The following is a 13,664-nucleotide window of genomic DNA, read 5'->3' on the forward strand; positions in this document are numbered from 1 at the left end:
GTTAATTTTTAATTAGGGTGCTGTATTGTTTTCTTGCATCGATAATTGCCCAGATGTTGATGGCCAGTATAATTACTGCGACAGGCGTGGTGCTTGGAGTCCAAGTCAGGTTGAAAAGCAAAATGCCAATGGTGATTGGTAGAAGCACGATTGCTCCCAATGCTCGGGTTTTTGGCAGGGCAAAAAGGATCCCTCCAATGATTTCTACTAGTGCCACTAAAGGCCAAAGCCATTTGGAAGCAATAAAACTGTTTATTACGGCTGCTGCATCTTCAGCCATTTCCATGGGCATGTAATTAAAAAACTTATTAAGTCCAGAGTTGATAAGCATTAGCCCAGCCAAAATGGCCAGAGCGGTTAAAATTTTAGTTTTCATTTTCTACGATTTTATTTGTGATTTTAGTTACAATAGGGATTACCACTGCCACCGTTGGAATTACGATGATCCAGGTTTGAATAAAGCGAGCGATCCAACTCGATAGAAAGTCAGCTGATATGCCTTCTATTCTCCAGGTCATTATGGCCGACATGATGAGTCCGATAAACAAGGTCATGAAGAATACAAAAACGACCATTCGAAACTTGTTTGGAATTTTTTTCATGAGTGGCTTTCGTTTTGTTTCAACTGATCCATGAGTTTGAAAAATCCTGGATCTACGGTTAGTGTCCTCGATTTGAACTTCCAACCCTTTTCGGTTTTAACGACCAGGCTTTTGTCATACCTGCCCGATGCTATGATTGATGGAATATTAGCCGTTTCAAAGACCAACAAATCATGTGTTACATGAACTTGCGTTTCAGATAGGGGTTCAATAATCAAGTTGGTAACCTGATGTCTTTTTCCATTTGCCATTCCACCTTCACCTACATGGTGGGTTTCAAAATCTTTTAATTCTTGCCAGGTTTTCATGCTTCCAAATGGACCGCTTTCATAGCCGCCAAACTCTTCAGCAGAAACCCAACAATTCATAAAACCATTTACATCAGCATTGTCAGTAGTAATTGCATAAGCTGCTGCCAAATTTCTAATCTCTAATTCGTCTTTTGCTGTAATCATGATTCTCTTTTTTTAATTGATGAAACAAAGATACGATATAATACTGTATGATATAATACAATAAATGTAAATTTTTTTAGTCCATGTTTTTTATCATTGAATATAAATGAGTTAGTGTGGTTTTGAGTTCAGTAGGTGGGATGCCTTTAGTAGCCAAGTCAAGAACTTCCTTAGCTATGATTCTGGCTTTTTCATCAAGTTTTTTACCTTGCTTAGAAACAAAAATGAGTTTAAGTCTCCGATCAGTTGGATGGTCATGGCGTTCTAAAATCGCCTTCTTTTCTAATACATCAATCATCTTTCCGGTAGTTGCTCGGTTACGACCAATTCGTTTAGCTAAGGTCTGCTGTGAAACACCATCTTTATCCCATAAAACAGTCATTAAACGAAACTGCTCAGCAGTCAAAGCGATGCCTTGTTCGTTGAATGCTTCATCAAGTTTTCTAAGAAATCGATGATTAAGGTGGCCTACTAGGCGACCTACATTATTTTTATAGTCTAGCATATTATTAAGTAAGGTGCAAAGTAAATTAAATTATTGAAACTCTGATGTGGGTATTGCATAGAATAGTTCTTCAGGGCTAGATTGTATCCTTCATGAAAATACATGGTTACAACCTTGTCTGCGCCAGGCAGGAGCTAAAGATCTCCCTATTTTATATGACCCATTTTATGCAGTTCGAAGGAAGCAAGCATACCTTCGATTCATAGTGCCACAATCAATAGTCATTTCTTTTGTCATCGGTCTTAATTTTCAACTTGCCAGTTTTTATTTCAAGACATCTTGGATGGTTTTGTCTTTTTCAAAAACTGATTTCGCAAAAGGGCATATCGGGATAATTTTTATCTCCTCTTTTCTGGCTTTTTCTACAATCGCCATCAATAATTTTTTTCCTATCCCTTTTCCTTTCAACGACTCATCGACTTCCGTATGATCTATTATAATCAGACCCGATCCCGCAATAGAATAGGTCATTTCGGCTAATCGCTTTCCACTTTGTTCCAAAAAGGCCGCGCCTTTTGATTCGGATTGTTCCAATTGTATTTCCATCGCTTTTTGCATAAAGTATTTCTTTTTAAATAGGTTCTAAATTAAGTTGGGGATTGATGATAATGCTTGTCTTTTGTTTGTTGTTGGATAGATAAAATTAACACTTTTCCACCAAGGCGCGGTCTAGTAGTTTGCTAAACAACAAAAGATACCTAGTAGCTTTGTATATTTCGCTTGCCGCAATCACGGTTTTCATTTTCTCGCAATATTACTAGCGGGTTTTGCGAGTTTTAAAATAAGGAAGAAGCCAACTAAACTGCATTACTCATATTGCGCTATAGTGCTTGTTGTGTGTAGTTTTTTATTTTTTCTCTTAGGTTTATTAGCAGACTTGTATAAGAATTTGTGCTTTCAAATTTAATAGTGAGTGTGTTTTTTTCTATTACTATTAAATAAATGTCCTTAGCTTTAATTGCAGGTGCTATTGATTCTAAAACAACTTTTACTATATTTTTGTTATTCAGTACATTATTCCCTTTTTGTTTGATTCGATAACCAATAATTTCGTTGGTTTTTTTGAATCCTGTAAGTCCCAGAAAGTCAATAAATTTTGATTTTCTCACTTTTATCTTGCTATCTAGGACGGGAGTATTAATTGTCCAAACCGATAAATTGTAAACACTTTTAAAAAGCGACCACGTGTCTCTAGTGTAGGTTGATTTTTCGAATTCAGCTGTTGTTTCTGGAAAGTCTTTAAAGATTGCTTTACATTTAAAAGCCCATGCACCATAGGAGCCATTAACAGAAGCTCCATGTGTTTTCAAATCTTGTTCAAACTGCTCTGACGCTTGTTTATTTCTAACGAAAAATGGTGACGACCTTTCGTACTCAGGTCCTATTGCTTTTACCATCTTTTACCTTTTATGTTGGTCAATTTCAAAACGGTTTGGCTATGGTGCGTGTCCCGCAGGGCATGCACTATAGCCATTGTTATTTGGTCGTTTTTTCTATCTTTTTATAAATCGTTTTAATCTGAACTTTCCCTTCATGATTGAGTACTGCTTCTTCAGTCAATATTCCATCTGAATCATACTTATAAGTCCTTGTATTATTTCCTGCACTAAAGCTCGTTTTTGGAGTCACAGGATTTTCTGTGCTTATAATTTCATTTTCAATTAACAATCCATTCTTGTTGTATCTATAGAGTTCAGTTTCATAAAGACTATTCCTAACTCTATGAATTTTTATCAAGTTATTATTTGAATCGTAGAAGTATTCACCAGTCCAAAGTGTATCCTGATTTCTAAGTATTGTTTCTGTTTGTATCAAGCTGTCAGTATATATTTAGTGATTCCAAATTTCAAATTCTATACCTTGCATGTCTTTCCTTTTATCAGTTCTTTCTTTAACTAATCTATTGTCCGAATCATAAAACAGAGTTTGCGTGAATTTAACAGTGTCTATATCTAATATAGAGTCTAACGTGCTGTAATACCCAATGTGGTTGAGTGAATCGTAAATAAAAATTGTTCTTCTGCCGTACTCACAATTACGCCCCCAAGTAGTTTCAATTAATCTTCCTGTTGAATCATAGTGAAATACTTCACAACCACCTTCTCGTGAAGTTCTCCTCATCAATTTACCATCCTTGTAAAACTGAGCACTTTTATGATTTTCCAGATCGTCAGAATAATAGCTCCTTAATTCATAATCATAATCAAAGTTGTAAAAGCTATCAATGTTCTTTCTTTCGGAGTTACATGAAACCAGAAAAAGAGTAATTATCGAAATGTAAATTGTAGATCTCATTTTAATGCCCCATAACACCCAAATAAAGCGAAAGGTCCATTTATCTACCATATATTTTGAGGATGCATTTTTATTATGTTGTTGATTTTAGGGATAAACGAATGAAAATACCTCACCATTTGATAAAGTTATTTAATCACCAATCGTTTGGTTACAGTTTCTTCAGTGGTAGTTATTCTTAGCACATATAAGCCGGATTTAAAATTTTCTACATCCATTCTTTTAGTATTGGCTGCCTCAGATAATAGTTGTCCATTTAAAGAGAAGATCCTAAGATTCGTCACGTTTAAATCTGTGTTTATTTGGACAAAACTACTCGCTGGGTTTGGATAAATAGTGACTTCATTTGCTAAGGCCGAGTTTTTAGTTATTCCCACTGTAAAGGTAAAAGGAGTCCCCCAAGTTTGATTTCCTTTTTTGATGTACCCTTGAATGGTAGTCTTGGTTTCAGGACCTCCGGTATAGCCTGTAAATTCCTTAGTAGAGTAGGGGAATCCTATTGGTCCGTAGTTTTCATAGCTTGACTCAAAAGGCACAAAATCAACTGTATTTAAGGTTGTGCTATTGAGATATGGACCCACATAATACCAGGTGTTGTATTCTAAAAGTGCTGATAAATTATGATTGTCTGTATGAAACAACGTTTGAGAAAGGCCTCCACTATGCGTCGCTATAGAATCGTTGATAATCATTGATTTTTTATTGTATCTAACGGCAGTCGGATTAAAGGTTTTTTGGGTGGTGTCGATTCCCACAGCATTGGGCTGGTAGATGTCCCTCCAGCGGTCTTCAGTAGTGATGGTTCTTAAATTTCCGATTGTGGTATCTCCTATTATTTTCGAGATGTGTTGCCTCGCTTCAAAAACTCCATTCCACGGGCTTTTTCTTGTGGTAAAATGATATTCATCATTCGTAGTTAATGTGTGGTAATCATTGTTGGTAAATGGCTGGTTAGAAAGTTGGTATTTTTCAAACGTGACCGTTCGGAAGGTATCAAGATCACAAAAATCTACCGTTTTAATCAGTCCATTATTTTTAGATATTACTAGTTTGATTTGGTCAAATTTATGTGAAGTATCTCGCTGATTGAGCAAATTAAAGACAGTTAAGCTCACCTGGGCAAAAGAGTCAGTTCCTAAACCTACTATACTAGAAAGATACACAGAGTCTGTTGTCGCAGTGATGGTATGTGTTTCTGATTGGCCCAATTTCCACGATTGATTTAATGCGTAGGAGTGCGGAAAAGAAAGACTGAACCCACTTGAATCAATCGTTTTAAAAAGGGAAGAATCAGAAGAAACAAAAAGAGAATCGCCCAACAGCCGGCCTTTGATTAAAGGTTTATTGACTCCATATATTTGTGGAGCAAAGTCACCCATGGCAGCAAGATTATATCCTTTTTCGAAAACAATGACCGTCTGATTTGACTGGGTGGTATTGCTTTTTACACTTAATGATTGAATTGCATGGGCATCCCAAAAAAGACTGTTCATTAGACCTAGACTACTAAAAGAGGAACTATCATCTTTATACTGAACTAAGGTATCCGATACCTTAAACGGTGCCCAATCTTGAGCAAAAAGGCAGGAACTTATTAAAAGAAGTGGCAATAGGATTACATTTTTCATATCTACAGCGGTTTAAGAAGGAAATTCCAAGTTAATAAAAAAAAGTGTTCTGTTAATATTTACCTAATAATTAAAGAAGTAGTGTTCAGTAAGAAACTTTTATCCCACAAACCTTACGGAATAGAAGTAATAGCTATTTTAAGTGACTTTAAAGTGATGGCTAGTATCTAAAACGGGTCATTCAGTTTATCCAATATCCAGAACCGGAGATAATGTAAATCCTTGAACAAAAAGATTTAGAATGGATTAGAAAGTGGGTTGATGAAGTTTTATGAGAATGTAAGTTAATTGGTACAAGAAATATTTTCTGCAAAAGAGAAATTAAACTTGGCTGAATTAACAACCTACTAATTCACCTAACCCAAAGAAAACTCCAATCCAGATCAATCCTTTAATTAAGAAAAAAAGGAATCCTGCAACACCGATTCTCTTCAGCCATGAAGTTTTTTGGGAGGAGGAAGGTTGATCATCCATTGGAGGTAAGTTTTGCAATTTCAGTAGGATTTTCCTTTAGTATCATTTCAAATAACTGAACTGTAGCCGCAGCATCACCTTTAGCTCGGTGACGTCCTTTAAGTTCTATACCTAAATCTCTGCAGAGCTTTCCTAAACTATAGGATGCGCGAAAAGGAATGTACTTACGACTCAAAACGACAGTGCACAAATGATTTCGTTCGTATTTGTAGCCAAGACTTTTAAACTCTTCTTTGATGTAGGAATAATCAAATTTAGAATTGTGAGCGATGATGGTAGTGCCTTGCGTGATTTGTACGATTTCTTTGGCCACTTCATAAAACTTCGGAGCACCAACTACCATATCATCAGTAATTCCTGTTAACTTTTGTATAAATGGTGGGATGGTGGTTTGAGGATCGATCAAGGTGGAAAACTCGCGAATTACTTTCAATCCGTCATGAATAAAAATAGCAATTTCAGTTATTTTTCCTTGTCGAGCATTACCTCCAGTAGTTTCTATGTCAATTATGGCAAACAATCTGTATTTTTGTACAAATTTATCATTTAAGAATGAATTGATTGATTAAACAATTAAAACTTTATATATGTCGAGCAAAAGAGAGTTAAAACACGAGATCAAGTACAGAACAAACCTATTGATGGAAGATGCTTTTTCCTACTCATTGAATCACCCTGGTGACAATGATCAGAAAGCAGATGAGTTAATTGATACGATAGCAGATAAGTGGTTTGAATTGGTAGCGAAAGTAAACAATTACCCAAAAGGTGGTAAAAGAGCAGAAGTGAAGAAATACTATGCAGGAATTAAAGCAGAGTTGAACGAATCTTCAGAGAAATTTAGCAAAGAAGTAGATAAATTATACAAGAGCTAATACAAAAATCAGCACATAAAAAAAGTCTCAATAGTTTATATTGAGACTTTTTTGTTTTACATCGGTACTATTTTTAAATCTGGATACCTTGGGAGCCAAATTTCCAAGGCCTTTTCATCTTTCACATATATGATGGTATTGCGATCTAATTTTACTTTTATTTTAGGCTGTAATACTTTTTCTTTTTTACCCTTCGCCATGTCTATTTTTTTTATTGACGTAATATAATATAATTTTTTAAATATACCACAAAAAATATGCATGCATAGTAATTTTCTGTTAAAGTTCCTTAACAACTAGAGAAAGCTTAAATCAATCTTCCAAATTGTATTTCAAATGATTTATTGTAAGACCCTTAAAAAGAAATGAAGCACATATTTCTTTTAATTCATAGTTTCTCCTAACTTTCAATTTCAAATAATGAAACCATGAGAAGGCCCAACTTAAATGAGATCCCCGAGTATTATCATCGATACGTAAACCTAGTGACTGATGGTGAATTTAGTAAATTGATGACAAAGAATGTGAGTCAATTGAAAGACACTTTAGATAAAAATTCAAAAGGTTCAAATTATGCTTATGCAGATGGAAAATGGACGATATTGGAAATCGTTAGTCATTTAATAGATGTGGAGCGGGTCATGATGAATCGAGTGCATGCATTTGTTCGTGGAGAAAAAAATGCCATTCCTGGTTTTGATCATGATGGATATGTAGCAAACGCCGATTTGTCGAATAAATCAGTTTCAAGATTGTTAGAAGAATTTGAGTTAATACGAGCAGCAAATTTGGCCATGTTCAAAAATTTTACAGCGCAAGAATGGGAAAGAACAGGTACTGCCAATAATGTTCAATTTACAGTTCGTGGGTTAGCTTATATAATGATGGGCCATGTCATTCATCATTTGAATGTAATCGAAGAAAAGTATTATGATTAGTTGGGCAGATTTTGAAAAAGTAGATATTCGCACTGGAACCATTATTTCTGCTGAAGTATTTGAAAAAGCGAGAAAGCCGGCTTATATTCTCCATGTAGACTTTGGTGAATTAGGCATAAAAAAGTCCTCTGCACAAATAACTGCTCATTATTCTACGGATGATTTAATTGGAAAACAAGTAATTGCTGTGGTGAATTTTCCAACGAAACAAATTGCCAACATTCAATCGGAATGTTTGGTGCTAGGGGCAGTAGAAGAAAATGGTAAAGTGGTGGTGCTGCAAACAGAACGACCAGTTAAAAACGGAATAAAAATTAGTTAGCATGAAGATATATCCAATAGAAACAGGAAATTTTAAATTAGATGGTGGTGCCATGTTTGGCGTTGTACCGAAGAGTTTGTGGTCGCGCACCAATCCTGCCGATGAGAACAACTTATGTACTTGGGCCATGCGCTGCATGCTGATTGAAGATGGCGATCGATTGATGTTGATCGACAATGGCATTGGTGAAAAACAGTCGGAGAAATTTTTTAGTCATTACTACTTGCATGGAAGTGCTACTTTAGAAGATTCCATTACCAAATTGGGTTTCGGTTTGGATGAAATTACCGATGTATTTTTGACCCACTTGCATTTTGATCATTGTGGTGGCGGAATCAAATGGAATCGCGATAAAACGAAATTTGAAGCGACGTTTAAAAATGCCAACTATTGGACGAATCGGAAACATTGGAAATGGGCAATAGAACCCAATCCAAGAGAGCAAGCGTCTTTCTTAAAAGAAAACTTGATGCCGATGCAAGAATTGGGTCAGCTCAAGTTTGTGGAAGATGGATTCGATGGGTTTGAGATTTTCTATGCAAACGGACATACCGATGCGCAAATGATTCCGGTGATTAATTACCAAGGGAAAAAGTTAGCATTTATGGCTGATTTATTGGCTTCTGCAGGTCATGTGCCTTTACCTTACGTAATGGGTTACGATACTCGTCCTTTGCTGACAATGGATGAGAAAAAGTTGTTTTTAGACAGATGCGCCAATGAGGAGATTTTCATGTTTATGGAGCACGACGCCACCAACGAAATCATAACTGTTCAGAATACGGAGAAAGGAGTTCGATTTAAAGAATCTTTCCGATTTAACGAGGTGTTTTAGGAGAGAGATTCAGCGCCCTTCGATACAATTTAAAGGGCGTTGGCATTTTCTTTTTAATAAGGGACTATATTTTTACCCTTTAAATCACTCAGGGTGCTTACATTCTGTAATGAATTGGAGTTTTGTAATCAAAGGACATTGAGTGTTTTTTCACAAGGGAATTGGATTGACTGGGAACATTGAAAAGTCTGGTTGGGAAAAAATGTATCGAAATGCGCTTTGATGGAATTGAATGAAAATAATCAAGGACTACTTTTTTTGCCCTTTAAATCACTCAGGGTGCTGACATTCTGCAATGAATTAAAATGTCGTAATCAAAGGACATTGAGTGTTTTTTCACAAGGGAATTGGATTGACTGGGAATATTGAAAAGTCTTGTTGGGAAAAAATGTATCGAAATGCACTTTGGTGAGATTTAAGTCTTTTATCCTATGAGGTGCTTATTTTCGTTGTATTGTGGAAGTGGGGAGCTTAAAGACTCAGGCACAACTCTTTTTCTAAATTCTCCTTTGTCTTTAAAGTTCATATAAATAGAATACATTTTATCCTCAAAGTCGGAAATATTATCTGTATTTTGATAATAAAATACCTTTATTGATTTACAATTTTTATGTTCAAATATCTCATTTAACATTACCCTATCTGATACACCACAGGAGTGTCCCATTATATAGACTTGAAAGTCATCATTATTTAAGAACTCTATGAGTTTGAAATAATTATTATTCTTAACATATCCAAAAGACTTCATATTTTTAAACAAAGAATTGTTTTTCTCATCTTCAAAACTTAAGTAGTCTTTATTTAACTCATCGCCAAATCCAAAAATAGGTTTACCATATTTTTCATCAATATTTCCGTGGATATAATTTATATCTAATACACTTGCATTCTTGTCTTTTATTTTATTGATTTTGAGGTATTTTTCTAATGTATTAGTGTAGTTGAAATTTAATAATTGAACGAATTCAGGTTCCTTTCCATTAACATCTATTTTACTATGAAAATTGCTACTTAAAAATTGTTCATGAAAGCTACCTTTTATCTTTTCTATCAAGCTAAACTTTTCTGTTCTTTGCTCTTCTTTTAATAAATATTCAATAAGCTTTTCTTTAATGAAATCAAGCTCATCGTTTAATAAATTTACATCATTTATATATCCTTGGTCAGGCTTTTTTCGATTTAAATTTCTTCTTTTTATCTCTAGAAGAGCACTAAAAAACTCTATTTCGATATCAACCCAACTTAAAGTATTAACTTGATCTACTAGTGCATGGAATAGTCGTGTTTTATAAGTGAAAACCCCATTAAAATTACTTCTTATGTAGTCAATATTTTTAAGAATAGTTTTGTTTGTAATTTCGTCCTTAAGGTGAACTTTAGCATTAATTCGAATTAATTTATCTTCATAGTAATCTTGAGTGTTTTGTGTAAGAATTAAAGCCTGACAGAGATAAGTTTTAATAAAATCTGCGAAACTTGTTTTCATTCCATGAGCCAAATCAAAACCATTTCCAACAATAATTAATCTATTCATATTATATGCTTTATTGTAAAGGTCTTAATTATTTTTAATTACTCAATAATCAAACTTAGATAAATACTTCTTTTTCCATTTTTCTAAAATTCCTTTTCCAATTCCCCTTTCCAAACCTTACTTTTGAATTCGGAAAATTATCAAGACCCATTCAACTATGATCAATCACATCAATTCAGAAATAAAAGAGCTTTCAGTACACCAAGTCGGAAACAAAGCCAATGAAGAACCGTTGAACTTTTCATCTGATTCCATTGATGTGCAAGATGAGACACTGCAAGGGTTATTGAATCAATATTTCCTAAAGCCATTTACCACAGAAGAGTTTTACAACTTTACTTTTTCCAATGGAGAATTTGAGTTGAATCCGCTCTACAGCTATGCGACTTCTATTTTTGAAGGAGGCATTTCCTTTCACGACAACACCAAGAAGATAGCGCAGTATTTATATGATGTGTCGAATCATCCGAATATTAAACCTGGGGATTTGTTTGTCGCCAAATTGGATGGCATTCGGTTGAATGATCAAGCGGTAGATGTCATTGGAATTTTTAAATCAGAGAATAAGCATTCGTTTATTCAGATTAATGATACAGAAGACAACTTGGCCATCAATTACGAAAGTGGGATCAACATTGATAAGTTGGACAAAGGCTGCCTGATTTTTAATAGAGACAAAGACCAAGGATACCGCGTGTGTATTATCGACAAGGCCAATAGAGGCGAAGAGGCTCATTATTGGAAGGACTTATTCTTGAACATAAAAACCTGCAACGATGATTACCACAACACCAAGGAGTTTTTGAACATCGCTAAGAGCTATGTGACCGATAAAATGTCGGATGATTTCGCAGTGGACAAAACCGATCAGATTGATATTTTGAATCGTTCGGTAGAGTACTTTAAAACCAAGGAATCCTTCAACAAAGAAGAGTTTGAAGAAACTGTATTTCAAGATGAAAATGTGATCAATTCATTCCGATCATTCGATAGCAATTATCGAACAGAACATGAGATGGAAATTAAAGATGAATTTGACATTTCAGGACAAGCAGTGAAAAAGCAACAACGCCTATTTAAGAGCATCCTGAAATTGGATAAAAACTTCCATGTTTACATTCATGGAGATAAAGATTTAATTGAAAAAGGAGTAGAATCCGACGGACGTAAGTTTTATAAAATCTACTACGAGAAAGAGGATTAATCAATCCAGTTCCCATCAATAATTTCCCAAAGCTTTGTTTTCTTCTTCGGTGAGTAGCCGGGAATGAATCAAAAATCGTAAACCAAGTGGAATTTCTAGAGAAAAACTCGCTCCCCTGCCTGTTGTTACATCTACAGTCAGGTGCGTGTGTTTCCAATATTCAAATTGGTCTTTGTTCATGTAAAAATTAACGCCTCCCAGTTCGCCCAAAAGGATGTCACTCTCATCGAGGTACATGTCGTCTTTTTCAAAAATCATTGGAGAAGAACCATCGCAGCAGCCGCCACTTTGGTGAAAAATCAGTTCACCGTGTTTTTCCTTCAATTGGTGAACAATTTTTAGCGCTTCTTCGGTTATGTCGATTCGTTTCATGGTGAGATGTGTTTGAAATAAAGGCTGAATAATAATCTATTCAGCCTTCATGGAGTTAATATAAAATTGAATTAAAAGAAGCCCAATTTATTTTTATCGTAAGAGATCAACATGTTCTTGGTCTGACGGTAATGATCCATCATCATCAAGTGGTTTTCTCTTCCGAAACCTGATTTTTTATATCCACCGAAAGGGGCATGTGCAGGATAAGCATGGTAGCAGTTTACCCAAACTCTTCCGGCTTTGATGGCTCGTGGAATTTGATACAATTGGTGTGCATCTCTTGTCCAAACACCGGCTCCCAATCCGTATAAGGTATCGTTTGCAATTTCTAACGCTTCTGCTTCATCCTTAAATTTCGTTACACAAGCTACTGGTCCAAAAATTTCTTCTTGGAACACCCGCATTTTGTTGTGTCCTTCTAGTATGGTTGGTTGAATGTAAAAACCATTGGCCAAATCGCCACTTAATTTACAAACAGCTCCACCTGCCAATACTTTCGCACCTTCTTCAACACCGATTTGCAAGTAAGATTGAATCTTCTCATATTGATCGTTGGAAGCCTGAGCACCAACTTGTGTGTTTACATCATAAGGATTGTCCTGAATAATGGCTTTTGTTCTGGCGATTACACGTTCCATAAACTTATCGTAAATGTCTTCCTGCACTAAAATACGAGAAGGACATGTACATACTTCACCTTGGTTGAAGGCAAACAATACTGCACCTTCAATGGCTTTGTCTAAGAACGCATCGTCTTCATCCATTACTGAATTAAAGAAAATGTTTGGTGATTTTCCACCCAACTCCATCGTTACGGGATTTAGATTTTTAGAAGCATACTGCATAATCAATTGTCCAGTAGTGGTTTCACCAGTAAAGGCTACTTTGTCTACTTTAGAGCTAGATGCCAATGGCTTTCCTGCTTCTGGTCCGAAACCATGAATGATGTTCAATACTCCTGGAGGAAATACCTCTGCAATTTTTTCCATCAATAAGGTTGCAGTGGAAGGTGTTTGCTCTGCTGGCTTCAATACCACACAATTTCCTGTAGCCAATGCTGGAGGAAGTTTCCAAGACAACATCAATAAAGGAAAGTTCCATGGAATAATTTGACCGATCACACCTAGTGGCTCTTTAATGTTCATCGAAAGGGTATTCGAATCGAGTTCACTTGCTCCGCCTTCTTCTGCGCGAATACACGCTGCAAAATAACGCCAATGATCAACAGCTAAAGGAATATCAGCATTCAATGTTTCACGGATTGGTTTCCCATTGTCACACGTTTCTACTAGCGCAAACTCTTCTAAGTTGGCTTCAATAATGTCAGCAACTTTGTTTAATAAGGCCGAACGCTCGGTCACGGATGTGTTTCCCCAAGCTTCTTTAGCTGCATTGGCTGCATCTAACGCCAGTTCTACATCTTCTTTCTGCGAACGAGGGTACTTTGCAATAAACGAATTGTCGATTGGAGAAGTATTGTCGAAATATTGTCCTCCGATAGGGGCAACGAACTTCCCGTTGATGAAGTTGTGATAGGTGTCTTTAAATTTGGGTTTTGAATAACTCATAAGGTATTATTTTTAATAGTTAGTACTAGCGCCGATTCTTCCGCTGTGAAG

General features: G+C 35.7%; 18 protein-coding genes and 1 pseudogene. 5 read left to right on the forward strand and 14 right to left on the reverse strand.

Annotated features, from left to right (window positions below; all coding sequences use genetic code 11):
• Position 1: 1 nt before the first annotated feature.
• The 10 genes and pseudogenes from ACTB0X_RS10915 to ACTB0X_RS10960 form a co-directional block, all read right to left on the reverse strand.
• On the reverse strand, positions 2–376 hold the full coding sequence (locus ACTB0X_RS10915; protein WP_463025055.1) for a DoxX family membrane protein: 375 nt from the start codon (positions 374–376) through the stop codon (positions 2–4).
• Positions 366–602 (reverse strand): DUF2798 domain-containing protein, encoded by a 237-nt coding sequence (locus ACTB0X_RS10920; protein WP_463025056.1) that lies wholly within the window; start codon positions 600–602, stop codon positions 366–368. Before ACTB0X_RS10920 ends, ACTB0X_RS10915 begins: the two co-directional genes overlap by 11 nt.
• Positions 599–1,057, reverse strand: coding sequence for a nuclear transport factor 2 family protein (locus ACTB0X_RS10925; protein WP_463025057.1), 459 nt, complete (start codon positions 1,055–1,057; stop codon positions 599–601). Before ACTB0X_RS10925 ends, ACTB0X_RS10920 begins: the two co-directional genes overlap by 4 nt.
• 76 nt (positions 1,058–1,133) lie before the next feature.
• Entirely contained in the window at positions 1,134–1,562 is a 429-nt protein-coding gene (locus ACTB0X_RS10930; protein WP_463025058.1) for a MarR family winged helix-turn-helix transcriptional regulator, read from the reverse strand.
• A 264-nt stretch (positions 1,563–1,826) separates the two neighbouring features.
• Positions 1,827–2,126, reverse strand: a pseudogene (locus tag ACTB0X_RS10935) (GNAT family N-acetyltransferase); the annotation flags it as partial.
• A 257-nt stretch (positions 2,127–2,383) separates the two neighbouring features.
• Positions 2,384–2,959, reverse strand: coding sequence for a hypothetical protein (locus ACTB0X_RS10940; protein ID WP_463025059.1), 576 nt, complete (start codon positions 2,957–2,959; stop codon positions 2,384–2,386).
• Between the two features lie 79 nt (positions 2,960–3,038).
• Positions 3,039–3,377 carry a hypothetical protein gene (locus tag ACTB0X_RS10945; protein WP_463025060.1) on the reverse strand — a complete coding sequence of 113 codons (339 nt, stop codon included), beginning with the start codon at positions 3,375–3,377 and terminating at the stop codon, positions 3,039–3,041.
• 15 nt (positions 3,378–3,392) lie between these two features.
• A complete protein-coding gene (locus tag ACTB0X_RS10950; protein ID WP_463025061.1) occupies positions 3,393–3,857 on the reverse strand; it encodes a hypothetical protein in 465 nt (154 codons plus the stop codon).
• A gap of 128 nt (positions 3,858–3,985) precedes the next feature.
• On the reverse strand, positions 3,986–5,485 hold the full coding sequence (locus ACTB0X_RS10955) for a T9SS type A sorting domain-containing protein (protein ID WP_463025062.1): 1,500 nt from the start codon (positions 5,483–5,485) through the stop codon (positions 3,986–3,988).
• A 466-nt stretch (positions 5,486–5,951) separates the two neighbouring features.
• Positions 5,952–6,479, reverse strand: a complete 528-nt coding sequence (locus tag ACTB0X_RS10960; RefSeq protein ID WP_463025063.1) for a 3'-5' exonuclease — start codon at positions 6,477–6,479, stop codon at positions 5,952–5,954.
• Between the two features lie 67 nt (positions 6,480–6,546).
• On the opposite strand from ACTB0X_RS10960, the gene ACTB0X_RS10965 reads away from it, so the two are divergent.
• Positions 6,547–6,834: a hypothetical protein gene (locus tag ACTB0X_RS10965; RefSeq protein WP_463025064.1), complete on the forward strand. Its 288-nt coding sequence runs from the start codon at positions 6,547–6,549 to the stop codon at positions 6,832–6,834.
• 56 nt (positions 6,835–6,890) lie between these two features.
• Here the strand turns inward: ACTB0X_RS10965 and ACTB0X_RS10970 are convergent, their stop codons facing one another.
• Entirely contained in the window at positions 6,891–7,034 is a 144-nt protein-coding gene (locus ACTB0X_RS10970) for a hypothetical protein (protein ID WP_160632305.1), read from the reverse strand.
• Between the two features lie 228 nt (positions 7,035–7,262).
• On the opposite strand from ACTB0X_RS10970, the gene ACTB0X_RS10975 reads away from it, so the two are divergent.
• The 3 genes from ACTB0X_RS10975 to ACTB0X_RS10985 are packed head-to-tail and all read left to right on the forward strand — an operon-like array spanning position 7,263 to position 8,929.
• Positions 7,263–7,772 carry a DinB family protein gene (locus tag ACTB0X_RS10975; RefSeq protein WP_463025065.1) on the forward strand — a complete coding sequence of 170 codons (510 nt, stop codon included), beginning with the start codon at positions 7,263–7,265 and terminating at the stop codon, positions 7,770–7,772.
• Positions 7,765–8,094 (forward strand): tRNA-binding protein, encoded by a 330-nt coding sequence (locus ACTB0X_RS10980; protein WP_463025066.1) that lies wholly within the window; start codon positions 7,765–7,767, stop codon positions 8,092–8,094. The genes ACTB0X_RS10975 and ACTB0X_RS10980 overlap by 8 nt, the downstream gene beginning before the upstream one ends.
• 1 nt (position 8,095) lies before the next feature.
• Positions 8,096–8,929 carry an MBL fold metallo-hydrolase gene (locus ACTB0X_RS10985; protein ID WP_463025067.1) on the forward strand — a complete coding sequence of 278 codons (834 nt, stop codon included), beginning with the start codon at positions 8,096–8,098 and terminating at the stop codon, positions 8,927–8,929.
• Between the two features lie 424 nt (positions 8,930–9,353).
• Here the strand turns inward: ACTB0X_RS10985 and ACTB0X_RS10990 are convergent, their stop codons facing one another.
• Positions 9,354–10,466: an AbiH family protein gene (locus ACTB0X_RS10990; protein ID WP_463025068.1), complete on the reverse strand. Its 1,113-nt coding sequence runs from the start codon at positions 10,464–10,466 to the stop codon at positions 9,354–9,356.
• A gap of 157 nt (positions 10,467–10,623) precedes the next feature.
• On the opposite strand from ACTB0X_RS10990, the gene ACTB0X_RS10995 reads away from it, so the two are divergent.
• Positions 10,624–11,670 carry a nucleoid-associated protein gene (locus tag ACTB0X_RS10995; protein WP_463025069.1) on the forward strand — a complete coding sequence of 349 codons (1,047 nt, stop codon included), beginning with the start codon at positions 10,624–10,626 and terminating at the stop codon, positions 11,668–11,670.
• Positions 11,671–11,685: 15 nt separating this feature from the next.
• On the opposite strand, the gene ACTB0X_RS11000 is transcribed toward ACTB0X_RS10995, so the two are convergent.
• Together ACTB0X_RS11000 and ACTB0X_RS11005 are read right to left on the reverse strand one after the other, a co-directional pair.
• The gene (locus ACTB0X_RS11000; RefSeq protein ID WP_463025070.1) at positions 11,686–12,042 is read right to left on the reverse strand and encodes a DUF779 domain-containing protein; all 357 of its coding nucleotides are present in this window, start codon (positions 12,040–12,042) and stop codon (positions 11,686–11,688) included.
• 71 nt (positions 12,043–12,113) lie between these two features.
• Positions 12,114–13,613 carry an aldehyde dehydrogenase family protein gene (locus ACTB0X_RS11005; RefSeq protein ID WP_463025071.1) on the reverse strand — a complete coding sequence of 500 codons (1,500 nt, stop codon included), beginning with the start codon at positions 13,611–13,613 and terminating at the stop codon, positions 12,114–12,116.
• Positions 13,614–13,664 lie beyond the last annotated feature (51 nt).

The sequence above is a fragment of the Acidiluteibacter sp. genome, from assembly GCF_055129545.1.

Excerpts from the sequence above, each read along its gene's own strand:
- ACTB0X_RS11005 (WP_463025071.1), bottom strand. The coding sequence starts at position 13,613 with ATGAGTTATTCAAAACCCAAATTTAAAGACACCTATCACAACTTCATC.
- ACTB0X_RS10965 (WP_463025064.1), top strand. The coding sequence starts at position 6,547 with ATGTCGAGCAAAAGAGAGTTAAAACACGAGATCAAGTACAGAACAAAC.
- ACTB0X_RS10990 (WP_463025068.1), bottom strand. The coding sequence starts at position 10,466 with ATGAATAGATTAATTATTGTTGGAAATGGTTTTGATTTGGCTCATGGA.
- ACTB0X_RS10920 (WP_463025056.1), bottom strand. The coding sequence starts at position 602 with ATGAAAAAAATTCCAAACAAGTTTCGAATGGTCGTTTTTGTATTCTTC.
- ACTB0X_RS10980 (WP_463025066.1), top strand. The coding sequence starts at position 7,765 with ATGATTAGTTGGGCAGATTTTGAAAAAGTAGATATTCGCACTGGAACC.
- ACTB0X_RS10985 (WP_463025067.1), top strand. The coding sequence starts at position 8,096 with ATGAAGATATATCCAATAGAAACAGGAAATTTTAAATTAGATGGTGGT.
- ACTB0X_RS10915 (WP_463025055.1), bottom strand. The coding sequence starts at position 376 with ATGAAAACTAAAATTTTAACCGCTCTGGCCATTTTGGCTGGGCTAATG.
- ACTB0X_RS10970 (WP_160632305.1), bottom strand. The coding sequence starts at position 7,034 with ATGGCGAAGGGTAAAAAAGAAAAAGTATTACAGCCTAAAATAAAAGTA.
- ACTB0X_RS10995 (WP_463025069.1), top strand. The coding sequence starts at position 10,624 with ATGATCAATCACATCAATTCAGAAATAAAAGAGCTTTCAGTACACCAA.
- ACTB0X_RS10955 (WP_463025062.1), bottom strand. The coding sequence starts at position 5,485 with ATGAAAAATGTAATCCTATTGCCACTTCTTTTAATAAGTTCCTGCCTT.
- ACTB0X_RS10950 (WP_463025061.1), bottom strand. The coding sequence starts at position 3,857 with ATGAGATCTACAATTTACATTTCGATAATTACTCTTTTTCTGGTTTCA.
- ACTB0X_RS10975 (WP_463025065.1), top strand. The coding sequence starts at position 7,263 with ATGAGAAGGCCCAACTTAAATGAGATCCCCGAGTATTATCATCGATAC.
- ACTB0X_RS10940 (WP_463025059.1), bottom strand. The coding sequence starts at position 2,959 with ATGGTAAAAGCAATAGGACCTGAGTACGAAAGGTCGTCACCATTTTTC.
- ACTB0X_RS11000 (WP_463025070.1), bottom strand. The coding sequence starts at position 12,042 with ATGAAACGAATCGACATAACCGAAGAAGCGCTAAAAATTGTTCACCAA.
- ACTB0X_RS10930 (WP_463025058.1), bottom strand. The coding sequence starts at position 1,562 with ATGCTAGACTATAAAAATAATGTAGGTCGCCTAGTAGGCCACCTTAAT.
- ACTB0X_RS10925 (WP_463025057.1), bottom strand. The coding sequence starts at position 1,057 with ATGATTACAGCAAAAGACGAATTAGAGATTAGAAATTTGGCAGCAGCT.